The organism is Bacillus sp. LNXM12-1 (assembly GCF_003004375.1).
Taxonomy (GTDB): Bacteria; Bacillota; Bacilli; order Bacillales; family Bacillaceae; genus Bacillus.
Map to the genome: position 1 here is coordinate 130,969 of NZ_PVWX01000002.1, position 22,985 is coordinate 153,953.

The following is a 22,985-nucleotide window of genomic DNA, read 5'->3' on the forward strand; positions in this document are numbered from 1 at the left end:
CTAATCCCCTTCACAACTTTTGGGCATTGCTGTACCATATGGAAGTGTTCTTCTATTTTTAACGGATCATGGTGTTTATCAGGAAATAGATGATAGATGATACTTAGACAAAGAAGGAGAGGTAACGTGACGAACGTTTTAGAACTGCATAATGTATCTAGGCATATTCACGGGAAAAAGATTGTTCAAGACTTGAGCTTTTCTGTCCAAGCGGGCGAAGTCTTTGGCTTCTTAGGACCAAACGGCGCAGGGAAAACAACAACCATTCGTATGATGGTCGGTCTTTCTCCTATTACATCTGGCGACATTCTGATTAATGGTCATAGTATTCAATCCTCATATCAGCATGCCATTCAAGATGTTGGTGCCATAATTGAAAACCCAGAAATGTATAATCACTTAACAGCCAGACAAAATCTTGTTCACTTTGCCAGAATGAATGGGAAAGTGGATGAAGGGCGAATTGATGAGTTGCTAGAGTTGGTCAGCTTACAGCACGTGAAACATAAGCGTGTCCGTACGTTTTCATTAGGAATGAAGCAGCGTTTAGGCATTGCGCAAGCACTCATACATAGACCGAAACTGCTTATATTAGATGAGCCGACCAATGGACTTGATCCAGAGGGAATTCGCATGATACGAGATTACTTGAGAAGGCTTGCAAAGGAAGAAGGGCTGGCTGTCATTGTTTCAAGTCACCTCATGTCAGAAATGGAATTGATGTGTGATCGTTTTGCGATTATCCAAAAAGGAAAGTTGATTGCGATTGAGGATCAGCGTACAGAGACGAATCAAGACGAACTGGTCAATTATCGAATGAAGGTCGAATCCGGTGAGCTGGAAGAAGCGCAGAAGCTCATTGGTGTATTTGAGGAAGGCACGACTGTAAGAGAAGAGGAGCAGTATTTATTCTTCTCCTTGCCAGAAGAGAAAATGCCGGAATTGATTCGTCATTTGAGTGACGCGTCCATTCATTTGTACGAAATCAAAATAGAAAAACAAACCTTAGAAGATAAGTTCTTAAGCTTAACAGGTAAAAAGGAGGCAGACGTATGATTCGCCTCATTCAAAACGAGTGGATGAAGATCAGTTATCGTGTTGGAACTTGGATTATGGTTGGACTTCTTGTTTTAGGTATGATTGCCACACTGATCTTTGCAGTGAAAACAAATGACAAAGATCAAGCTTTGGGTGATTGGAAAACCGAGCTAGAAATGATGAATACTGAGAACAAGAAGGAACTCAAAGAAACAGAAAATGGTTTCTTTAAAAGAAGCCTTGAAAAAGAGATCGCTATTAATGATTATCGAATCAAGCATAACTTACCGCCAGCTAATCAGTTTAGTGACAGTGTATGGGATTATGTGAAAACAAACGCCAATTTACTTCAGCTTGTAGGTGTGTTTGTGATCATTATTGCTTCCACCATTGTCTCGGCTGAATACAAGCATGGTACAATTAAATTATTATTGATTCGCCCACCATCAAGGCTAAAGATCCTAATATCTAAATATATTACGGTGCAGCTGTATGCTCTTTTACTTGTTGTGGTACTGTTTATCTTGTCATTTATATTGGGTGCCATTTTCTTCGGCCTCAACACTGATTATGTGAATTTGGTCTATCAAAATGGTGAAGTGATTGAACGTTCGCAGTTTGCAAATATGGTCTTTTATTATCTTGCTCATTGTGCAATGTTTGTCGTATTGGGAACACTTTCGTTCGCCATTTCTACAGTATTTAGAAGTGAAGCTATCTCCATCGCTATTAGTGTGTTAGCTTATATTGTGGGTGGATCAATTACAGGTATTTTAATGCTCTTCTTTGATTGGGCAAAATATTTGTTATTTGCAAATGATCCATCTCAATATTTTATGGAAGAGGTTACTCTTATCGAAGGTATGTCTCTAGGATTCTCATTAACAGTCCTAGTGATCTATTGGGCTATTTTCTTGGCGATTGCCTTAATTGTCTTCCAAAAGCGAGAAGTGAAAACAGGTAGTTAATTTAACTTTTTAGGAGGTTTACACATGATTAGACGTAAAGGTGAAAAAATTATGGGGATTATTAGTATTGTCCTCAATGTCATTGGTGTTGGATTTGGAGCATTAATTCTCTCCTTAGGTCCATCATTTTATGATGAAATCAATGAAGTGTTACAAGAGGAAGGAGAAACATTGCCGATTGAAACGCTTCAGGCTTCGGTTAATGCATTTGGTACTCAGTTCATGGTCGTTTCCGCAATTGCGGCTGTGCTATCGATTGTCGGTGTGATTTTCTTGAAAACAGACCGCCGTGCCGTGCTTTCAGGTATTCTTTTCTTGGTTTCTGCTGTGACTCTTTTAATTGGAACAGTCGGTCTTGCATTTGCTCCAATGGTTCTATTGTTTGTGATTGGATTGATGTCTCTTATTAGAAAGCCGAAAACAGACATTCACACGAGTGAATATCCTTCATAAATACAAAGAAAAAGACATGCGTCGTTGTACGCATGTCTTTCTTTTTTAAATGATACCGATCAGCATCGCCACGAACAGAAGGATAATACTGAATCCCCACATCCAAAAGAAGGAGTAGCGGATATGTTTCCCCATATCGACCCCTGCAAGGCCTATCGCAAGCCAAACGGCTGGAGCGAGTGGACTGACAAAGGTTCCGATGATGTTACCAATCATCATGGCATACGCAGCGGAAGTGCCCGACACGCCAACCTCAGTTGTAATCGATTCGACAATTGGAAGTAGAGCATAATAATAGGCGTCTGTACTTGTCAGCATATCCAGCGGTACCCCAAACATCCCAACAATGATATGTAAAAAAGGAAGCAGGAAAGCAGGTAGAATCTGGATGCTGTCCACAGCAATAGCTTTTAGCATGCCCGTTCCTTCGAGAATTCCTAAAAATGAACCTGCGGAGAAAATAACGGCAGCCATCATGAGTGCACTAGGTGCATGCGCCTTGATTCTCTCCATTTGTACATCCACTTTCGGATAGTTAATTAATAGTGCGAGAGAAAGACCAATCATAAACATATAACTAGCCGGAATCACGTTGAGCACAAGAAGGACAACTACGGCTATAAACAGAATGAAATTCACCCACATCAAGTGATAACGTTTTAAAGCGGCGTCACCTGTCTCGCTAATGGATTGAATAGCCCGGTCCCAATCTGCGCCTTCTAATTGAACAGCAGCGATTTCGTTTGCAGCGATTTTTACCCGAATGCGTTTTTCTTCCCTTTTCCCTAAAATAAATGCCATTCCTAATACGAGAACGACTCCAATGAGCTGAATGGGAATGAGCGGCACCCAAAGTTCAGATGGGTCTATATTCAACACACTTGCTGCCCGTCCTGTGGGGCCAGCCCACGGCACCATATTGGTTAAGCCGGCACTCGTCCCAATCAATAACAGCAATAAGTACGGACTCATATGTAATTTTTTATAAAGCGGTAGCAGTGCAGGTACAGTTAATAAAAAGGTCGTAGCTCCTGCTCCGTCTAAATGAGCGATTACTCCTATTAGAGCTGTCCCCATCGCAACCGTGACAACATTTCCCTTTGTCAGTTTAATGAGCGCTTTTATTACAGGTTCAAAGAACCCTGTATCTTGTAAAATACCAAAAAATAAAATGGCGAAGATGAACATGGTCGCCACTGGCAGTACTTTGATAATCCCCTCTTCAAAGAAAGATTGAATGTCATTGATTCCAAATCCTGCGATGAATGCCCCGATTAAAGGCACCATGACCATGGCAACAATTGGACTTGCTTTCCCCCAAATCAGCAATACAACAATCGTTAAAATAATCAATAATCCAACAAACGTTAACATAAGTCCCTCCCCCTACAATAAACCGTTTACATTTTCTTGCTCTTTTTATGACAATGCAGTCCCATATCTGCATTGAAAAAAAGGGTATCAAAAATATAAGTATTAGGCAACCGCTTTCATACCTATACAATGGTAAAAAAGGATGGCGAATCCATTCACGGCACGGTATCAAACATGTCAAAAAATTTAGATAAAATATAACGATTCAAGGGCACTTCTACAAGCAAATATATTTGTATAGGTATTTGGAATCATTAAAATAAAAGAAGCGTCCAATGAATGAACGCTTCTTTCAAATTATTTTTTCAAGATGACGTACTCGTAAGGGTCAAGCTGAAGCTGGTCTGGCACCTGCTCTTCAGTCAGCATATTTTCATAGCTTTCCGCTGAATCTAGTGATATGTTCTGCTGCTCTTCTGTAAAATTCATCATAAATACATAGTCTTGCGTGCCATCTGTTCGTTTTTGTACACTAACTCCCTCTGGAATCACAGATGATAGGACGGGCTGTATACCCATTCCTGCGATGAGATCCTCGTAGAACTCATCATAAAAAATCTGCTCATTTTCGGAAGCCATATAGTATGCTTTTCCATCTCCAAAAGGATGGACGGTCAGGGCTGGCTGTCCTTCATAGCAGCCATTCTCAAAATGCCCTAACACAGAGGCCGTTTCAGGATGAATGGATTCGCAATATTGCCCGACATGGTAGGTGCGTCCATTCCCTGTGGTCATTAACACATGTTCATCTGGCATCAATGTGTTGATTTCCTCAGCCCATATGCCAAGTACATGGCGGAGAGGGCCCGGGAAACCGCCGAGGAAGCAGAGATCGTTTTCGTCGACCATGCCGCTCCAATATGTCGCGATAAAAATACCGCCCTTTTTGACAAAGGCTTCGATTTTTTCTGCGACGCCTGGTTTGATCATGTAGAGCATTGGAGCAACCAGCACACGATAGGATGAGAAATCCTTTTCCATGCCGACAATGTCAACAGGGATGCCTTTTTTCCAAAAGCTTCGATAGTGAGTTTGACAAGCCTCTACATAGCGTTTGTTTGTATTATTTAAGCCTTGTGCATCATCAATGGCCCAGTGGTTTTCCCAATCGTATATGATGGCGACTTCTGGTTGTACGGACGTGCCCGCAATGGGCTGCAGCTGCTCCAATTGTTTCCCTAGATCAGCGACTTCTTGAAACACGCGCGTATGTTCATGCCCGGAATGATCGACTACGGCGCCATGGAATTTCTCGGAGGCACCTCGGCCTTGGCGCCACTGAAAGTAAAGCACGGAGTCTGATCCGTGGGCAATCGCCTGTATGGCAGAAAGGTGTGCCATTCCTTTGTGTTTGACCTTATTCACTTCATGCCAGTTCACAAGGCTCGGTGTACTCTCCATAACGAGAAATGGCTGACCGTCCTTTAATGAACGATATAAATCGTGAACGAAGGCGACGTTTGACGCTAATTCGGAGGTTGTTTCCCTGCCGCTATGCCATGCTGGATAGCTATCCCATGAAATCACGTCGACCTCTTTTGCAAATTGATGATAATCCAGCCCAAGGAATGGGCGCATATGCGGGTAGTCGCCCATAAAGTTGGTGGTCACTGGGATATGAGGCGTCAATTCCCGCAGCGGTTCAATTTCATTTTGATAAAAATTGATCGTTTGCGCTGTGACAAAGCGCTTCCAGTCTAGGTTCATCCCGTGAATCATGTGCTCCCCGTGCGGTGCAGGTGATTCGATTTGTGACCAGTCACTATACGTGTGGCTCCAAAAACCCGTCCACCATGCTTGATTCAAAGCTTCAAGGTCATGATTGTATTTGTCTTTCAAATAGTCCCGAAATGCTTCCTGGCAAAGATCACAATGACATTCGCCGCCGTACTCATTCGAAATGTGCCACATGATCAGTGCTGGATGATCCTTGTAGCGTTCAGCTAGCAGCCGGTTGAGTGTATTCGTTTTTTCTCGATAAACCGGTGAGGTGAAGCAATGATTATGGCGCAGTCCATGTAAATTACGCTGACGGTTCGCTTCGACGCGCAATACCTCTGGATATGCTTGTGACAGCCAAGCAGGTCTTGCCCCGCTTGGCGTTGCGAGAATGGCGTGAGCCCCCTGAGCTGCCAAGCGGTCCATGATGTCATCCAGCCATGCAAAATCATACTGCCCTTCTTTTGGCTCTAGCTTACTCCATGCGAAAATGTTGATGGAGAATGTTTGACAGTGTGCAAGCTTCATTAATCGAAAATCTTCGTCAATGATCTCCGGCATATGGAGCCATTGCTCTGGATTATAATCGCCACCATGCAAAAAGCCTTTCACATTTGGGTGAACGAGTGGGTAACGCTTTCCCATTTTGTCACGTCCTATCCTTTTAATTACGGTGTCATTTGTTTAAATACATCAAGAGAAGGCAGTGCTTTTCCGTTGAAATCAAACATCGCTTGATTTTCCCAAGCATTTCCGACTGTACCGGTTGTTTGGATATAAGCCAGCCCGTATTGACTAGACCACGGAGCGCCTTTCGCTGGAATCCAAAGCGGCTCCCAATAAAAGAACCCTTTTCCGCGATTGTTTTTCACTTGTGAAATGTTCTCTGATAGATCTCGTATAAAAGATGCCTGGCCTTGAGGTGAAGCCGGGTAGCCGGCTGTTTTGACAGAGTCTTGATTAAATGAATTCTCTAGGTTGTCGCCATTTGCTGTCGTAAACCCATAGGCGGTTTCCACAACAATCACGTCTTTGTGATAGCGGGCACTAATATCATTCATATTAGACGTCAGACCATTAAATCCACCGTCCCAATACGGGTAATAAGATAGACCGATCGTATCGAATGAGACGCCTCGTTTTGTGATTTCATCAAACCACCAGCGGGACGCACCATTGTCCCCTCCGTGTGCAAGGTGAAGCATGATTTTGATGTTAGAATCGACAGAGCGGACAGCATTTGTGCCAGCCTTTAGCAAAGCGGCGAGCCGATCAAATTCCCCGCCGCCTTCACCCCAGCTCTTTCCATTTGGCCACAGCATGCCTGAGTTCAGTTCATTCCCAACCTGAACCATGTTCGGAAGGGCATTTTGTGCTCTCATCGCTTTGAGTACATCCCCTGTGTAAGTGCCGACCGCTTTTTCTAAATCGCTTTGTGAAAGAGATGCCCACACTTTCGGTTTGAATTGTTTACCAGGATCAGTCCAGAAATCACTGTAGTGAAAATCAAGCAGCACTTTCATATTTTGTGCTTTTGCACGTTTCGATAGAGCGATGGCTGTGTTTAAATCATTTGTCCCACCGTTATAGGCACGGCCTTGGTTGTCGTATGGATGGTTCCACAGTCTAATGCGCACATAGTTGACGCCTTTTTCCTTTAATAGCTTGAGCGGGTCCACCTGTTTTCCGTTCTGGTCGAAGTATCTGCCCCCGCTTCTCTCTACTTCTGCAAGCATAGAGATATCGGCTCCTTTGACGAAATCACCCTGCAGTCCATTGATCGGCTGAACAAAAATCGTATCGGCTTTTGCTTCAGGCAAAATACCTAACCCCATAAAAAAGAAAACGACAACCGTGACGAGCATCCATTTTTTCATCAAATCTCCCCTTATCCTTTTGTCCCGCCTTGTGTGAGGCCGGATACAAATTGTTTTTGTAAAACAAGAAACAATAAAGCGACTGGAATCGCAATGAGTAAAGCCCCGGCTGCAAAGGTCGTGTAGCTGGCCCCCATTTTGTCTGACACAAGATTGTACAGACCGATCGGGAGCGTATACATTTCGGGTGAGCGGACAATGACACTGGAGATGATGAAATCACCCAGTGGTCCTGTAAAAGAGTTGATGGCAACAACCGCCAAAATCGGCTTAGCAAGCGGCATAATAATTTGGATGAAAATCCGGAAATGCCCTGCGCCGTCCATTCTGGCTGATTCATCGAGATCCTTCGGAATCGCATCAAGATAGCCTTTCATTAAATACGTATTCATCGGAATTTGCCCGCCTGCATAAATCAAAATTAGTGCAAGGTGGCTGTTAATCAGTCCAAGCATTTGAGCCAAAACAAAAATCGCAATCAGCGCTGAAAATTGCGGAATCATTTGCAACAGCAAAAAGAGCATCAGCCCATTTTTCCGTCCTTTGAAACGGAATCTGGAAAAGGCATAGCCTGTAAAACTGACAAGAATTAACGTTAAGAGCATAGTCGCAATACTGATCTTCATTGAATTCCAATACCATTTTGCATAAAGTGCTCCCTGACCGAAAAAGAGCTCGGTAAAGTGGCTGAACGTTGGATTCTTCGGAAACATACTTGTACTCATGAGGCTGTTTCCAGGATTAAAGGAAGCACCGATTGTCCAAAGCAGTGGATATAGAATACAAATGGAGGCAATGAAAAGGATAAAATAAGTAATGCTCAGGCGAATGAGCTTGTTTTGTTTTGATCCCATATCACATCATGTCCTCCTCTTTGAATGAATTCGTTCTCTTAAACTGCCAGAGTGCAATGGCGATGACAAAGATTGAAAGTAAAATCGTGACAGCCGCAGCGAGTGCATATTGAGAGGACTGCATCGTAAGTTTATAAATCCAAGAAACCAAGATGTCCGTTCCTCCAGCGGTTGACCCCGCAACAGGCGGTCCCCCGCCATTAAATAAGTAGATAATATTAAAGTTGTTAAAGTTAAACGTATATTGTGTGATAAGGATGGGTGCAATGGAATAGAGAACAAGCGGTAACGTGATGGACCGGAATTTCTGAAAAAAATTGGCTCCATCGATGGTCGCAGCCTCATATAAATCCTCGGGAATCGCCTGCAAAACGCCTGTTGTCATAATGAAAACAAAAGGAAATCCAAGCCAAGTCTGCATCGCAATAAGGGCAATTTTGCTCCAAAATGGATCTGTCAGCCATGGTTTTGGATCAATCCCTATCGATGCAAAAAGTGTATTGTTAATGGCACCAAAGGTATCATTGAACAGTCCAGCAAACACCAAAATGGTCACAAAGCCTGGAACAGCCCAAGGAAGAATCAAAATGGTTCTAAAAAACCGTTTTCCCTTTAAATCCTTCTGATTGAGCAGAACCGCTAAAAAGATGCCGATGGCACATTGAAGGGTTGACGCGGCCAAAGTCCATACGACGGTCCAGCCAAGTACATCAATGAAGGTGTCTCTCCAAATATCAATGGAAAAGATATTTTGAAAGTTCTTGATTCCTACCCAGTCGATCAGATTGGCAGGAGGCGAGTGGTATAAATCATAGTTCGTAAAGGCAAGCGCAAAGCTGAACATAATAGGAAAGACAACAGAAAATAGAAGTAAAAAGAAAGCAGGAGTGCTCATTAAGTAAGGGAAGCCTTGATCGATGAGCTGATGATATTGAGCACGGATGGAATGAAGCGGAACCCCTTGATCACGTTTCTTTCCGTTTATAAAAGCATCACGCATCATGAGTACATAAAAGCCGATACCAAAACCAGCTGTTAACAGCGCAATAATCCCCTTTGCTAAAAGAAAAACAGAGTTGTCACGAGGCAGCATCGTCCCAAGTGTGAACAGCCCCCAGAAGCCAATATTGAATAAATCATAAAATACAATCAAAAAAGAGACGCCAAACAGGAAAAAGAGTGCCCCTTTGCCGTACTGTTTGTTGTATATCTGCCCCATCCCGGGTATAAAGGAGAACATTAGCGCCCGTCTCCGGTGTGTCTTTGATTCCACTGTGTGTGTGCGGTCTAGTTCAAGGTTACCCGTCACGTCTAACACCTACTTCATATGAAATTAGATCAACTACGGGCAGTTTGATAGACTACCCGCATTTGATGGTTATTTGGAGTGATTTGCTTTAATTTGAGAGTCTATTTGATTGACCGCATCATCAAATGCCTTTTTCACATCTGTACGACCAGTTGCAATGAGACCTAATGCACTATCAATCGGCTTCCACACTTCTACCATTTCAGGATTGTTCGGTGTCAGCGTGGCATATTTCGTTTGTTTTGAAACAGCATCCGCATTAGCGTTTTCCGTAATGATTGGATCTTTCATCAGTTTTTTCACTGGTGGAATTTCCTCTGTCAATTCAAAGCGTTTCTTCGCATTTTTTTCGTTCGTGATAAATTCAACAAATTTCTCAGCAAGTTCTTTATTTTTAGAATAAGAGGAGACGTTGTAGCTCTTTACACCTAAGAAGGAGCTCATATGTTTTCCGTTAGGGAGTGTTGGCAGTTCAGCCACGCCATAGTTAATACCCGCCTTTTTAAATGGACCAAATGACCATGGACCAGAAATGACAGCTGCTGCTTTTTTCTCTGTGAATAAGGAGTTGAGGACATTGATTCCTTGTTCCCCAATGATGCCTTTCGGGAAAAGTCCTTCGCTAAAGAATTTTTGAATGTATTCTTCGCCTTGGATGGCGCCATCGTTGTTCAGACCAATGTCATTAACATCATAAGAGCCATCGCTTTTCTGCTTGAAAATATAGCCCCCAGATCCGCCTAAAACACTTTGCGCATAGTAAATTTCATCCCATTTCGCAACAAAGCCGTACTTTCCGTCTTTTGTCAGCTTTTTCGATAGATCATACCAGCCATCAAGTGTCGTTGGTGCCTTTTTGACAAGGTCTTTATTATAGAAAAGCACCGTCGTTTCAACGGATTTAGGAAGACCATACAGCTTGCCGTCTACCGTTTGTGATTGAATCGATTCGTCTGTGAAGGAGTTAATCACTTTTTGATCTGGTTTGATTTCCTGTAATAGCCCCTCAGTGACAGCTGATCCAATTTGATCGTGAGGCATCGTGATGACGTCTGGACCTGTCCCAGCTGCGCCATCTAGACGTAGAGCTTCAATTTGGTCGGCATAAGCTTTTTCGACCACTTTGATTTTCACATCATGTTGTTTTTCGAATTCTTTTACAGCGTCTTGAATCCCATCAGACTTTTTGACATCCTCCCACACTAGCAAGGTCTTTGTACCTGTAGATGCCGGCTGTGTACCGCTTGAATTGTCATCTCCCGGTCCGCAAGCTGAAAGCAGAAGCACAGCAGTACCAACGACTGCTGATAATGTCGCCCATTTTCCCTTTTTCATTGGTAATCCCCTCTCGTTCTTTTTTCACAGATGATAAGAAAACGCTTTCTTAATGTGAGAATATCAACTTAAGTAAAAAAAGTAAACATATTTTATTAAATTTATTAAGTAAAATTTTTTACTCATATAGAAAGAAAAGAAGCCCTCCACATTGGACGGGGCTTCTAGTTGTTTATATCGTACTTTTCCGAAAGACAGGTTCTGAGGCAATCAGCACAGTTTTAGGTAATGCTCTGCCGTCCACAAGTCTTTCTAACAGTAAATCGACAGCTGTTTCACAAAGTAAAGACGTGTGGATATGATACGTGGTGAGCGGTGGTGACACATATTGAGACACATGAATATCGTTGATACTAAAGACGCTCACGCGGTTCGGCAGAGAAAATCCGCGCTCGTTTAATGCTTGTAAGCAGCCGATGGCAAGAGGATCACTAGCGACACAAAAAGCGGTGGGCAGATCATCACCAAGCTCATCAATCGCCTTCATCATCAGCGAATACCCTTCATCTACTGAGAAATGATGACCGACATAGACCAATCGCTCATCAAGGACATTGTGAGCCATCATATATTCACGGAAAGTCGTTTCGCGAATATCTGGAATATGCACATTCGTATTCAGGTCAAGGTCTGTGCCGCCTACGAATCCAATGGATGTGTGTTTTTTTTCAATAAAAGAATCGATGATCTTTTCAACAATTCGTTTTAGATTTGGTTTTACAGAATCAAAACGGTCTTCATCCGGTGACGTATCAATAAAAACGATATGCTGGGTGATTGCATATAATTGATCAAGCTCTGACGTTTTAAATCGGCCGATGGCGATGATCCCTTCTGTAGAAGGATCAATGGAATGAAGCCCATCAGATGGATTGTAAGCGGTGACATTTAAACTCCGAGTATTGGTCAGTTCCTCAATGCCCAGACGAATGGATTTGAAATAAATATCTTCAAGCTCTTCCTTTTCGGTCATCCAATAGAGAAAGGCGATTTTTTTTAATGAATGTTTGAATGTTTTCTTTTGATAGGACAAAGCTTCTGCGGCGGCGTATACTTTTTCGCGTGTTTGATCCGTGACAGATAGGTTGGGATCTTGGTTCAGTACGCGAGATACAGTCGCAATGGATAATCCAGCTTTTTCAGCAATGTCCTTTATTTTAGCTGCCAAACCAGCACCTCCTATAGAAAATATCTCCTCCTAGTATAGAGTCTTTAAAAAAATTAGTAAATATTTTTATTAAATTGTTTTCAGTTAAGCGCTTCTTTACGCACTGGGAAGGAATTAGTAAGATATATATATGAAAGGTTTTGGATTAAGATTTCTGATAGGAGAGGGACCGATGTATTACGATGCACTGAAGACATTTGTGACAGTTGTGGAAGAGAAAAACTTTACAAAAGCAGCCCAAAAGCTGCGGATTTCTCAGCCGAGTGTCAGTCTTCATATTAAGAACTTGGAGCAGGAATTCCAGACCGTGCTGCTGAATCGTTCGCCAAAGCAATTAACGGTTACACCAACTGGGGATATGCTGTACCATCGATCAAAACAAATCATTCGTTTATATGAACAGGCGAAGCAGGATATTTATGAGCATCATCATCTGGCAAGAGGGAAGCTGACAATCGGGGCGAGTTTCACCATTGGAGAGTACGTGCTGCCGCAAATATTGGCAGAGTTTCATCAGCTCTATCCGCATGTTGATATTGAGGTGGTCATTGATAACACAGAGGCGATCGCCAGACATGTCCGCTTATTCCATGTTGACATCGGTTTGATCGAAGGACAGACCAATGACAAAGAACTAACTGTCGAAACTTTTCTAGAAGACGAGCTCTATATCGTGGCGCCATTAGATCACCCCTTTGCTAAGAAAAAGGATGTCACGATTGATCAACTGCAGAACGAAACATGGATCACGAGAGAAGAGGGATCAGGTACCGGAGAATACTTACAGCACGTCCTGAAATCAAATGGGCTGAAAGCACGGACCTTTGTGACATTTAGCAGCAATCAAGCGATTAAAGAAGCTGTGATTCACGGAATGGGGCTTTCCGTTTTATCTAAATATGTCCTCCAGCGAGGCAGCATTGGCGGTGAATTGGCTGTCATTTCTGTGAGAGGAATGGATTTCAAACGAAAATTCTCCTATGTCGAGTCACCAATGACAGGGGGAAATAAAAATAAAGAATTGCTCGTTGAATTGTTAAGGAAAGAGAGAAAAGACGCTTCTCCTCAGTAGGAGAAACGTCTTTTTTTATAATCCTTTGATTTTGATTTCATCAACTGGAAGGAAGATTTCACCTGTATCTGTGTATTTCATGGTGACCTGATCGCCTTCTTTTAAATAAATGACAAGAGGTTCTTTTTCAGATGACATGGTGTAGCTTTTACCATCGTCTAGCAGGAAGGTGACGGTTGTATAATCACCGGTCTTTTCTTTATAGACTCGTTTGACTTTTCCTGTAGCTTCTTTCTTTTCCTGCTTAGATGAACTGTTGACGGTGCCGCCGCCTTTTTGAAGAGCTGTCTTATAGGCTCTCAACGCTTCGTTTGGTGTTGAAGCGTACGCAGCGATTTCAGGATTGGCTGCAGAAACGATAAAGTAGTTTTGCAGGAATCCATTTGAATCGAGAACCGGTGTGAGCCAGCTGGCTTCTCCATAGAAATTATAGAGAATGGGCATGCGCCCTTTCCATTTCTTCTCGATGAATCGTTTTTCAATAATTTGCAGAGCGCCTTGAGAATCCATGTAGGACTCTTCAAGATTACCGGTATAATAAGTCGCTTTTCCTGTCCGGGCATTTGTCAGGGCATACCCAAGCATCGAATCAACGCCCTCTTTCGGACTTGTGAAATCTGTGAAGTAATACATATCTCCTTTTGAATCAAACACTGGACTTACATTGGCTTCTGTTCCTTCATCTGAAGGCAGCTTCACATCTGATTTTCCAAACATACTGTTCCAGAACCCGTGAATATAGTTTCCGAAATAACTGTTTTGCAGACTGACCGCTTCTGGTGAAACAGCACCATCAATAAAAGCAGGTACTTGATCTAGAGCATATTTCTTCGTTGCACCTGTTTTGGCATCAACAACGACTACGCCGGAAGCTTTAAAGCCGTTTCGGGCAGAGATAAAATCGCCATACGTGCGAATGTAATAAGGCTTACCATCATCATTGATTTCCAGCTGGGTGTCGCCGTAGAAAATCAAATCAGGGTACTGAAGCCGGATATGCCGCTCAATTTCTTTGTTGAAATAAGAGGAAGGTGTGTAAACCATCTCTGTTTTCACAAACTTTGGATTAGCAGATGAGTCGGTCGCACTTAATGTAAAGTAACCCGGCGTACTGCCCGAACGAATCCATTTAAAGAAGTCCGAGAACTCCACTGGGGCGATGTACACATACTCACCGTTGACCTTCTGGATTTGCAGGCTGCCAAGCTCATAGTAGCTTGTGTTTGGAACCTGTCCGAACGATTTCTTCATTTTGTTCCGAGCAAATTGAGGCGGTACACTCGCAGGTGTTTCCGTCTCATCAAACGCTTTGATTTCCACTTTTTGTTCCATTTTGGAGACATCAAATTTCTCATTCGCATTGAATAGAAAAGCTGTCGCCATATAAACACCGAGCAGTAATAGAATAAGAAACAGCACGCCTTTGATCTTACGCTCCAATCCAACTGACAAAAAGGCACCTGCTGCTGTCACAACAAGTCCAATCAACCATAGGGATGAAGGGTTACGATCTAAATTGGTGATGTAATAGTAAATAAAAATACCGACCATGAACAGCAAAGCAAGGCCTGCAATCCACATAAGCGGAACCTGCTGTTCTGTTCCTTTCTTTCTAACGAACAATCTGAGCGGTGTGAGCAAAAGGGTCAAAATCAGACCGATCACAACCGAAAATAACAAAATATATCCCACAAACAGATCTCCTTTCAAATCAATCACTCTTTTAGTATATACGAGTGAGACGGGGAAAAGATTCAGAAGAATCATACCAATTCGATTTTATGAAAAAATGAGTTGAAAAGGGCCTTTTAATATTTCGGTAGGTTAAATGATATTGTCCTTGCGCTAGATGATTAGATTTTAGTGAATATTTTGTGGACTTAAACTTTAATTTTTATCTCCGAGGGGTATATTCTTTTTTATTCATTACTTTAGGAATTTATATTGTAATAAATAAGATGTTAAAAGATAGAGATATCTTTTAAACAGTATAAAGATTCATTTTAATTTTCTACAGAATGAAATAGTTATAATATTCCTAGTATGTTATATTGTATTTTATATAGTTAATATTAGGAGATAATTTAAATTGAAAAGACGTATTCCTTTTCTCATTATTTTTACTTTAATTGTATCGTTATTTTCACCGTCTGTAACATTCAATATTAATCGAGAGGCTTCTTCAAGAGACAAAAGTGTCCAAATTGGTTATAAAGAAGCCGATGCTGTATGGGGTCTTGTCATCCGGACTATTTTTGTAAACGGGGTGAAAGCAAGTAAACATTTGTATAAATCAATAAAATATGCCCCTAAATATCCTGCTGGTTTTAAAGCTGTTCAAAATGGGACTAAAAAAGTTACAGTAAATAATAAGAAGTTGTTATCTGAGTTAAAACAGATTGAAGGAGGGACTTGGAAAAAAGTATATAAAGATGGCTATAAAGACGGAAAAAAGGTTTCTGTACATTATTTTCAAAGTAAATCTGGTTTGGTGTATGATGTGAAAGTTAAAAAAGGTTGGAGTGTGAAATGATTTATGAATAAAATAGAACTAAGATATTCTTCACATGAAGATTTAGATAGGATTATTGTTATAAATATCATTGGTATAATCATATCGCTAAAAGAAGGTTTAATCACTATAGAAGAAGCGGAAAAGCTCATGTTCAGTCCACGAACAATCGATGTTTTAAAAAAGAAAGGGATAAATGAAGAACTGATAAATATACTTCATTTGGGAACAGAACTTGAAGATGTAGAAAGTTTAATACCACATGAATTAAGTGATAGTTTAGAAGAAATAAGGGTAAAATGCTTAAGATTTTTGGAAAGAAATATAGAAAATGAAGTTGAAAATAATGTGGTAGATTGTTGAGCTAAAAGTGTATATTATAAAATTTTGAGTAAATCTTTTTTGATTTATTGATTAAAACGATGAATTCATAAAAAGAGAAGTCTGTGCAAACAGGCTTCTTTTTTATAAGATGGGAACATAAGGAAATGTATGCGCTCACATAAATAAGGGAGGAGTGAAGTCAATTGGCTTCTGTCAGTTTAAGTAGTATTGAAAAAATACGAGCAGCAAGCAGGGGATTGCCGCCAAAGCTGAAAGGAATTGCAGAACATATTACGAGTGAGCCCCGCGACATCATCCATTTGTCTATTGTCGAACTTGCGAAAAAGACAGCGAGCTCAGAGGCAACGATTTTTCGTCTTTGTAAAAGGCTTGGCTTTGAGGGCTTTCAAGATTTGAAGATTGCTATTGCCCAGGAAATAGACCAAACAAAGCCTAATTATGTAGATGAAGAAATGAGTCTTGATGATGATACAGCGATTTTTATGCAAAAGGTTTTTCAGGCGAATATATCCGCTTTAAAGGATAGCTTTCAATTGTTGAATCCAGAGGATGTAGAAAAGGCCATACAAATCATACATGAAGCGAAACGCTTAGAGTTTTATGGGAGTGGTGGGTCTGGACTCATTGCAACAGACGCTTTTCATAAATTTATGAGGACAGGTATCAACTGTATTGTTCACACAGATTCTCACTTTCAAGCGATGTCTGCTGGTCTCCTTGACCAGCACAGTACAGTGATCGGTATATCTCATTCTGGACGTAATAAAGATTTACTCGATGCGATGAAAACAGCAAAGGGAAAAGGAGCCAAAACCATCGGCATTACAAGCTATCAGCGCTCTCCATTGAGTCAGCTTGCAGATGTCACGTTGTATACAGCGACGCAAGAAACGGCTTTTCGAACAGAAGCGATGTCTGCAAGACTTGCTCAGCTGACTGTCATTGACGTTCTATATTTTGCACTTGCTCACTTAAGGCAGCAGGAAACAATAACAAATTTAAAGCAAATGCGAGAAACCATATCACAAAAAAGGGTGTAATGATTCCAAAAATAAATTTTTCTGATGATGAAAAATGCTGCTATGGTAACGATTGTGAGCTTTTGGATGAAAATAATTTTCTTTTCGGTCGTTGAATGTCGAAAAAATTATTTTTATAATGGGATTTAACAGGTATATCAAAAACTTCATATCTGATTTCAAATCAATGATTGGGCGTGATACAGATGAAGGGAAACCAGGCGGTAATTGGTTTGGATATTGGAACAACAAGTACAAAGGCGGTTCTGTTTGGACCACAGGGGAAAGTAATAACGAAGCATTCAGTACCTTATGATCTCATTCAGCCCCAGCCAGCATGGGTTGAGCAGGACCCTGAAAAGATATTAGAAGCCGTCATTGCGAGTGTAAGAGGTGCATTGACGACAGCAGCATTTGATGTAGCAAATCTCATCGGCATCGGGATTAGTACTGCGATGCATTCCTTAATTGTGATGGATGAGGATGGCAAGGCGTTAACGAACAGTATCATTTGGGCAGATAACAGAAGTGCAGAACAAGCGAAACGAATCTTATCAGATATGGATGGCTTCCACATTTATAAAAGGACAGGTACACCGATCCATCCAATGTCACCGCTTTCAAAAATACGTTGGATCAAGGAAATGGCACCTGATCTCTTCAAGAAGGCAGCGAAATTTATTTCTATCAAAGAATATATTCTATATCATTTCTTCGGTCAGTATGTCGTCGATTATTCAATCGCTTCAGCAACAGGTCTGTTCCATTTGGAAACGCTTCAATGGGATGAACAGGCGCTTCGTATTGCTGGAATTGAAGCCAGTCAACTGTCTGAACTTGTCCCAACGACGTATCAGCTGAGAGGACTTCAGCCTGAGATTGCACTGCGCATGGGCATTAAAGAAGATACACCATTTGTGATTGGTGCGAATGATGGCGTACTAGCGAATTTAGGTGTTGGCGCGATTGGAAAAGGAGAGGTGGCTGTTACGATTGGGACAAGCGGTGCGGTCCGTACGGTTGTAGACAAACCAATCACAGATGAGCAATCAAGAACGTTCTGCTATGCGCTGACAGATAAACATTGGGTTGTGGGAGGACCGACCAATAATGGCGGGATCATGCTGAGATGGCTGAAGGATGAATTTGGATCTTCAGAGGTGGAGGTAGCAAAGCGCCTTGGTGTGGACCCTTACGATTTAATGATGGATATTGCGGAAAAGATTCCAGCAGGCTCAGAGGGACTGCTGTTTCTGCCATTTTTATCGGGTGAGCGTGCACCTTATTGGAATCCAAATGCGAGAGGCACCTTCTTTGGGATCGGTCTTCAGCATAAGCGGGAGCATTTTATTAGAGCTGTGTTAGAAGGCGTCATTATGAGTGTTTTCTCGATCGGTGTTGCTTTAAGAGATTTAACCGGTTCTGCAAAGGATGTCAGAGCTTCGGGCGGATTTGCACGATCTCCGCTGTGGCGGCAAATTTTAGCGGATACGATGGGCAGAGAAGTACTTGTTCCAGAAAGTTATGAAGCGTCAGCACTTGGGGCGGCTGTCCTCGCACTTCATAGTTTAGGTCATATGGAAGAGATAGAAGAGGTTCAAGAGTGGATTCGAATTTCTGCCCGTCATGAACCTAATATGAAGAACAATGAAACTTACATAGAGCTGTTTTATTTATATGAGCGTCTCTACGATAAACTGAAGGATGAATTTGATGTCATTAGTGCGCTGCAATTAAAACAAAATCGTTAAACATCAGGGAAAAGGTGGGAGAACATGCTTTTATTCATCGTGATTGCGGCGATTGTCCTTTTACTCATTCTCATTACAATCGCTAAGTTGAATCCATTTGTGAGTTTAATTATTACTTCGATGCTAGTGGGCTTTGCTACTGGAATGGATTTGCAGGAAATCATTCAATCGATTAAAACGGGATTAGGCAATACGTTATCATTGCTGGCAATTGTTCTAGCGCTTGGTACAATGCTTGGGAAAATGATGGCTGAATCAGGGGGAGCAGAGCGGATAGCTCAAACTTTAATCGGCCGGTTTGGGACGAAAAATGTGCATTGGGCAATGATGTTTGTTGCCTTTATCGTGGGGATACCTGTCTTTTTCCAGGTCGGTTTCGTTCTTCTCATTCCTTTACTTTTTACAATTGCTATTGAAACAGGCATCTCGCTCGTGACAATTGGGCTCTCGTTAATTGCTGGCTTGTCTGTCGTGCATGGACTAGTGCCGCCTCATCCAGCGGCAATGGCAGCCGTTGGCATCTATCATGCCAACGTGGGGAAAACCATTTTCTTTTCTATAATTGTCGGATTGCCGACAGCGATTATTGCTGGACCGCTGTATGGTAAGTGGATTGGAAAACGGATACATAAACCAGTTCCGGAGATGCTGAGAAAGCAATTCACTGAACGAAATGAAGATCGAAGGCTCCCCGGCTTTGCGAATACGATGTTTACCATATTGGTGCCGGTGATTCTGATGCTTCTTGCCACATTGGCGGACATTATCTTACCAGAGGACAATATGTGGTTTCAGGTATTCAAGTACATCGGGGATCCAATTACAGCACTGCTGATTGCAACGGTGTATTCTTTCTTCAGTCTTGGCTTTATGCAAGGAATGAGCCGTGACAGAGTGCTTTCATTTAGCAACGAGTGCTTAGGACCAATCGCTTCCATTTTGCTTGTCATTGGAGCAGGCGGGGCTTTCAATAATGTGCTCATTGATTCGGGCGTTGGTGATTATATTGCAGATGTAGCCAAACACTCGCCGATTTCACCGATTTTGCTAAGCTGGCTAATTGCTGCGGTGATTCGTGTAGCAACTGGATCTGCGACGGTCTCTATGATGACGGCAGCAGGTATTGTAGCCCCAATTGCTGCAACTATGCCGGATGTGAGCAGAGAGCTGCTTGTGTTAGCCACAGGAGCGGGTTCGTTAATTTTATCTCACGTCAATGACTCTGGTTTTTGGCTGATCAAGGAGTATTTTGGTATGACCATTAAAGAGACGTTTTTGACATGGACGGCTATGGAGACGATCATTTCCGTTAGTGCTATTGCATTTATTATGATCATTAATATGTTTATATAGCGAACAACAGCCTGGTTCTTTGGAATTGGGCTGTTTTTGCTTGTTGTGATACCACTTTCTTCAGATTGGGGTAAAATAATGATATTGAGATGTGGGAGGCGGACACGATCGAACCATTAAAACATGTGTACCATGAATTATTTATTCAAGAATTAGCGGAGAAACTTGTACAGGCTTCGACTGTATTTGATGCTGAGCAATTCCAGCGGCTCGTGCTTCAAGAGGATTGGCAGCAGCTTGAGTTAAAAGGACGGATGAGAAGAGTCACTGAATCGATGCATGCCTGTCTGCCTGAGGATTATAAGCAGGCAATTGAGGTACTGCGTCAGGCAGCGCCGCATTTTTCAGGGCTTAGTGCGCTCGTATTTCCAGACTATGTCGAGACATATGGCCTTGCACATTGGGATCTCTCGATCAAGGCGCTCGAATTCTTCACGCCTTTTTCCACTTCTGAATTTGCCGTTCGGCCATTTCTGATTCAAGATCAAGACAAAATGCTGGCGCAAATGCTCGTATGGTCTCAGGATCAAAATGAGCATATACGGAGGCTTGCTAGTGAAGGCTGCAGACCGCGTCTGCCATGGGGCTTATCTGTTCCTTCGCTTAAAAAAAATCCTTCGGTCACACTGCCGATTTTGGAAAATTTGAAGTCTGACTCGGCGCGGTATGTGCAAAAAAGTGTAGCGAACCATCTAAATGATATCTCAGCAATTCAGCCTGATCTGATGAAGCAGACAGTTCAAAACTGGTATGGAACCAACAAACATACGAACTGGATTGTCAAACATGCATCCCGTACTTTACTCAAAAAAGGAGATCCAGATATCATGGCTTTGTTTGGCTATGGAGACGATCCATCCGTTCAGGTAACGGATTTGAAGATAGTACAAGACCCTATTCGGATCGGTGAGAAAATGACTTTTCATTTTACACTTCAGGCCGATAAGCCGCTAAAGCTGCGTGTAGAGTATGCCATAGACTACGTCAAAGCTCGGGGGACCCGCAATCAGAAGGTATTTAAAATTACAGAGTTTGAAAGAGGCTCAGCGTTACATAGAGAATTCGTCAGGTCACAGTCTTTTCAAAATATGACGACGAGAAAACATTATGAGGGAACCCATACTTTATCGATTATCATCAACGGTATCCCAAAAGCGTCGGTTGATTTTGAAGTGACAGAAGCCAGCAGCTCATGAAAAAAACCCGCCATTAGGCGGGTTTTGGCGTTTAAGCCTTCTTTTTCATTAAGAATGAAGCAATGATGGCTGCTACTAAGAAACCGATGCTGATAATCGAGCTAGGCAAGTTTTCTGGTCTGAATAGAAACATCACAAAACTCACACTTAGTACAAAACCTGCAAATAAAGTCAAATACGGAAACAGCCACACCTTAAAATACGGCTCCTGTGGATATTTCGGGCGAAGTTTCAGATGTGCCATGCAAATGCTAATCCAAATGAGTGAAACAGCAAAACCAGGAATAGCCAGCATATAGCTGAAAATTTGCTCTGGATATAAGTAAGCAAAGAATGTTCCGATGAGAAGAAACAGAACGGTCACCCATAAACTCAAAATGGGTACGCCTCTTTTATTGACCTGTGCCAGCTTTTTCGGACCGCCATCTGATTTAGAGAGAGAATGCATCATTCTCGTCGTTCCATAAATGCCAGAATTGGCCGCAGATAAAACGGCTGTAATCAATACAAAATTAATGAAGTGAGAGGCGCCTTGCATACCGGCTGCTGAAAAGACTTGAACAAATGGGCTGTTATTTGGATCAATTTGATTCCAAGGAATGAGTCCGCAGATGATCAAAATCGGCAAAGTGTAAAATAAGATAATACGCCACATCATACTTTTAACAACACCAGGCAAGACCTTCTCTGCATCCTTTGTTTCTGTAATGGTCAGCCCGATCAATTCAGAGCCCCCGTAAGAGAAGATAACGACTAATAAAGATGCAAAGATCGCACCCCATCCGTTCGGGACGAAGTTTTGATAGTTGGTGAGTGCAGGTGTGCTTTGTTCGTTCGGAATGATCCCAAATAATAGGGCTGCACCAAGAATAATAAACACAATAATAACGAAAATCTTCATTCCAGCGAACCAAAACTCAATTTCACCAAAGTATTTTACATTATTTAAGTTAATTCCGATGACTAAGAGTGAGCAGAGTAAACATAGTGACCATAGCGGCACGTTCGGCATCCAGTATTGAAGCAAGCTGCCTGCCGCGATAATCTCAATGACACACACAGTGAGCCACATGAAACAGTAAACCCAGCCGACGACAAATGAAAAACGTTGACCAAGCGCAATCTGTATCAGGTCGCGAAGGTTATTTCCCGGATAGACAATCGCCATTTCAGCTAAGGCTGCCATCACGATGAGCAATAATAATCCGGCAAATACATAGGAAAAGATGACCCCAGGACCTGCTAAACCGATTGTATCGGCACTTCCTTTAAAAATTCCTGTACCAATGACCCCGCCCAATGCAATCATGCGAATGTGACGCGGTGATAAAAGCTTTTTTAATTCTTGTTGTTCCTGATTCGCGCTCATGACGTTCTCCTTTTTTAAAAATGCTTATGTTCCATTTTCTTTTTTCGGGACGTCAGTGTCAATATAAAAAAAGAGATTTTTCAGACAAAAAAGGCGGTTGTTTCTTTCAAATGGGCCGTTTTTTTCCATAAATTCTTTCCACGACCCATCACCAAAATCTGAAACTTCGAGAAAAAATGAACATTTGCCTTCATTCTGACATAAACAATTTTCAGTTTTTGTCGATATATCTTTTGTAATACTAAAGTCCTAATAAAGAATTGTTTATAACTG

At 41.9% G+C, this 22,985-nt stretch carries 19 protein-coding genes; 10 read left to right on the plus strand and 9 right to left on the minus strand.

The window, feature by feature from the left end:
• Positions 1-126: 126 nt before the first annotated feature.
• From C6Y07_RS08150 to C6Y07_RS08160, 3 genes are read left to right on the plus strand one after another with little or no spacing between them, the layout of a single operon-like run.
• Complete coding sequence (locus C6Y07_RS08150) at positions 127-1,056, plus strand: ABC transporter ATP-binding protein (protein ID WP_106071987.1); 930 nt, start codon at positions 127-129, stop codon at positions 1,054-1,056.
• Positions 1,053-2,006: an ABC transporter permease gene (locus C6Y07_RS08155; protein ID WP_060597635.1), complete on the plus strand. Its 954-nt coding sequence runs from the start codon at positions 1,053-1,055 to the stop codon at positions 2,004-2,006. Before C6Y07_RS08150 ends, C6Y07_RS08155 begins: the two co-directional genes overlap by 4 nt.
• 24 nt (positions 2,007-2,030) lie before the next feature.
• Positions 2,031-2,459 (plus strand): DUF4064 domain-containing protein, encoded by a 429-nt coding sequence (locus tag C6Y07_RS08160; RefSeq protein WP_060597634.1) that lies wholly within the window; start codon positions 2,031-2,033, stop codon positions 2,457-2,459.
• Positions 2,460-2,504: 45 nt separating this feature from the next.
• Here the strand turns inward: C6Y07_RS08160 and C6Y07_RS08165 are convergent, their stop codons facing one another.
• The 7 genes from C6Y07_RS08165 to C6Y07_RS08195 form a co-directional block, all read right to left on the minus strand.
• On the minus strand, positions 2,505-3,833 hold the full coding sequence (locus tag C6Y07_RS08165; protein ID WP_106156559.1) for a CitMHS family transporter: 1,329 nt from the start codon (positions 3,831-3,833) through the stop codon (positions 2,505-2,507).
• A 297-nt stretch (positions 3,834-4,130) separates the two neighbouring features.
• A complete protein-coding gene (locus C6Y07_RS08170) occupies positions 4,131-6,197 on the minus strand; it encodes a beta-galactosidase (protein ID WP_106156561.1) in 2,067 nt (688 codons plus the stop codon).
• Positions 6,198-6,220: 23 nt separating this feature from the next.
• A complete protein-coding gene (locus tag C6Y07_RS08175; RefSeq protein WP_106073015.1) occupies positions 6,221-7,429 on the minus strand; it encodes a glycoside hydrolase family 53 protein in 1,209 nt (402 codons plus the stop codon).
• An 11-nt stretch (positions 7,430-7,440) separates the two neighbouring features.
• On the minus strand, positions 7,441-8,283 hold the full coding sequence (locus tag C6Y07_RS08180; protein ID WP_012011808.1) for a sugar ABC transporter permease: 843 nt from the start codon (positions 8,281-8,283) through the stop codon (positions 7,441-7,443).
• Between the two features lies 1 nt (position 8,284).
• The gene (locus C6Y07_RS08185; protein WP_076840566.1) at positions 8,285-9,523 is read right to left on the minus strand and encodes a carbohydrate ABC transporter permease; all 1,239 of its coding nucleotides are present in this window, start codon (positions 9,521-9,523) and stop codon (positions 8,285-8,287) included.
• A 138-nt stretch (positions 9,524-9,661) separates the two neighbouring features.
• Positions 9,662-10,927 carry a galactooligosaccharide ABC transporter substrate-binding protein GanS gene (ganS, locus tag C6Y07_RS08190; protein ID WP_106156563.1) on the minus strand — a complete coding sequence of 422 codons (1,266 nt, stop codon included), beginning with the start codon at positions 10,925-10,927 and terminating at the stop codon, positions 9,662-9,664.
• Between the two features lie 172 nt (positions 10,928-11,099).
• Positions 11,100-12,095 (minus strand): LacI family DNA-binding transcriptional regulator, encoded by a 996-nt coding sequence (locus C6Y07_RS08195; RefSeq protein WP_060597629.1) that lies wholly within the window; start codon positions 12,093-12,095, stop codon positions 11,100-11,102.
• Between the two features lie 172 nt (positions 12,096-12,267).
• Here C6Y07_RS08195 and C6Y07_RS08200 point away from each other — a divergent pair, with 172 nt between their 5' ends.
• The gene (locus tag C6Y07_RS08200) at positions 12,268-13,167 is read left to right on the plus strand and encodes a LysR family transcriptional regulator (protein ID WP_034660520.1); all 900 of its coding nucleotides are present in this window, start codon (positions 12,268-12,270) and stop codon (positions 13,165-13,167) included.
• Between the two features lie 15 nt (positions 13,168-13,182).
• On the opposite strand, the gene C6Y07_RS08205 is transcribed toward C6Y07_RS08200, so the two are convergent.
• On the minus strand, positions 13,183-14,859 hold the full coding sequence (locus C6Y07_RS08205) for a hypothetical protein (protein WP_060597628.1): 1,677 nt from the start codon (positions 14,857-14,859) through the stop codon (positions 13,183-13,185).
• A 397-nt stretch (positions 14,860-15,256) separates the two neighbouring features.
• Here C6Y07_RS08205 and C6Y07_RS08210 point away from each other — a divergent pair, with 397 nt between their 5' ends.
• The 6 genes from C6Y07_RS08210 to C6Y07_RS08235 all read left to right on the plus strand — a co-directional run bounded on the left by C6Y07_RS08210 (position 15,257) and on the right by C6Y07_RS08235 (position 21,343).
• The gene (locus C6Y07_RS08210; RefSeq protein ID WP_024427564.1) at positions 15,257-15,700 is read left to right on the plus strand and encodes a hypothetical protein; all 444 of its coding nucleotides are present in this window, start codon (positions 15,257-15,259) and stop codon (positions 15,698-15,700) included.
• Positions 15,701-15,703: 3 nt separating this feature from the next.
• Complete coding sequence (locus tag C6Y07_RS08215) at positions 15,704-16,042, plus strand: DUF3969 family protein (RefSeq protein ID WP_045210169.1); 339 nt, start codon at positions 15,704-15,706, stop codon at positions 16,040-16,042.
• A gap of 164 nt (positions 16,043-16,206) precedes the next feature.
• Positions 16,207-17,064 carry a MurR/RpiR family transcriptional regulator gene (locus C6Y07_RS08220; protein ID WP_060597627.1) on the plus strand — a complete coding sequence of 286 codons (858 nt, stop codon included), beginning with the start codon at positions 16,207-16,209 and terminating at the stop codon, positions 17,062-17,064.
• Positions 17,065-17,249: 185 nt separating this feature from the next.
• Positions 17,250-18,794, plus strand: coding sequence for a gluconokinase (gene gntK / locus C6Y07_RS08225; RefSeq protein WP_060597626.1), 1,545 nt, complete (start codon positions 17,250-17,252; stop codon positions 18,792-18,794).
• 24 nt (positions 18,795-18,818) lie between these two features.
• On the plus strand, positions 18,819-20,147 hold the full coding sequence (locus C6Y07_RS08230; protein WP_034660515.1) for a GntP family permease: 1,329 nt from the start codon (positions 18,819-18,821) through the stop codon (positions 20,145-20,147).
• Between the two features lie 89 nt (positions 20,148-20,236).
• Positions 20,237-21,343, plus strand: coding sequence for a DNA alkylation repair protein (locus C6Y07_RS08235; RefSeq protein WP_066031518.1), 1,107 nt, complete (start codon positions 20,237-20,239; stop codon positions 21,341-21,343).
• Positions 21,344-21,374: 31 nt separating this feature from the next.
• Here C6Y07_RS08235 and C6Y07_RS08240 read toward each other — a convergent pair whose 3' ends face one another.
• Positions 21,375-22,712, minus strand: coding sequence for an amino acid permease (locus C6Y07_RS08240; RefSeq protein ID WP_066031519.1), 1,338 nt, complete (start codon positions 22,710-22,712; stop codon positions 21,375-21,377).
• Between the last annotated feature and the right edge of the window lie 273 nt (positions 22,713-22,985).

What these genes read in the sequence shown, in the direction of transcription:
- C6Y07_RS08235 (WP_066031518.1), top strand. Translation starts at nt 20,237, where the DNA reads ATGTGGGAGGCGGACACGATCGAACCATTAAAACATGTGTACCATGAA.
- C6Y07_RS08175 (WP_106073015.1), bottom strand. Translation starts at nt 7,429, where the DNA reads ATGAAAAAATGGATGCTCGTCACGGTTGTCGTTTTCTTTTTTATGGGG.
- C6Y07_RS08200 (WP_034660520.1), top strand. Translation starts at nt 12,268, where the DNA reads ATGTATTACGATGCACTGAAGACATTTGTGACAGTTGTGGAAGAGAAA.
- gntK (WP_060597626.1), top strand. Translation starts at nt 17,250, where the DNA reads ATGAAGGGAAACCAGGCGGTAATTGGTTTGGATATTGGAACAACAAGT.
- C6Y07_RS08230 (WP_034660515.1), top strand. Translation starts at nt 18,819, where the DNA reads ATGCTTTTATTCATCGTGATTGCGGCGATTGTCCTTTTACTCATTCTC.
- C6Y07_RS08185 (WP_076840566.1), bottom strand. Translation starts at nt 9,523, where the DNA reads ATGTTCTCCTTTATACCCGGGATGGGGCAGATATACAACAAACAGTAC.
- C6Y07_RS08155 (WP_060597635.1), top strand. Translation starts at nt 1,053, where the DNA reads ATGATTCGCCTCATTCAAAACGAGTGGATGAAGATCAGTTATCGTGTT.
- C6Y07_RS08165 (WP_106156559.1), bottom strand. Translation starts at nt 3,833, where the DNA reads ATGTTAACGTTTGTTGGATTATTGATTATTTTAACGATTGTTGTATTG.
- C6Y07_RS08240 (WP_066031519.1), bottom strand. Translation starts at nt 22,712, where the DNA reads ATGAGCGCGAATCAGGAACAACAAGAATTAAAAAAGCTTTTATCACCG.
- C6Y07_RS08180 (WP_012011808.1), bottom strand. Translation starts at nt 8,283, where the DNA reads ATGGGATCAAAACAAAACAAGCTCATTCGCCTGAGCATTACTTATTTT.
- C6Y07_RS08160 (WP_060597634.1), top strand. Translation starts at nt 2,031, where the DNA reads ATGATTAGACGTAAAGGTGAAAAAATTATGGGGATTATTAGTATTGTC.
- C6Y07_RS08215 (WP_045210169.1), top strand. Translation starts at nt 15,704, where the DNA reads ATGAATAAAATAGAACTAAGATATTCTTCACATGAAGATTTAGATAGG.
- ganS (WP_106156563.1), bottom strand. Translation starts at nt 10,927, where the DNA reads ATGAAAAAGGGAAAATGGGCGACATTATCAGCAGTCGTTGGTACTGCT.
- C6Y07_RS08170 (WP_106156561.1), bottom strand. Translation starts at nt 6,197, where the DNA reads ATGGGAAAGCGTTACCCACTCGTTCACCCAAATGTGAAAGGCTTTTTG.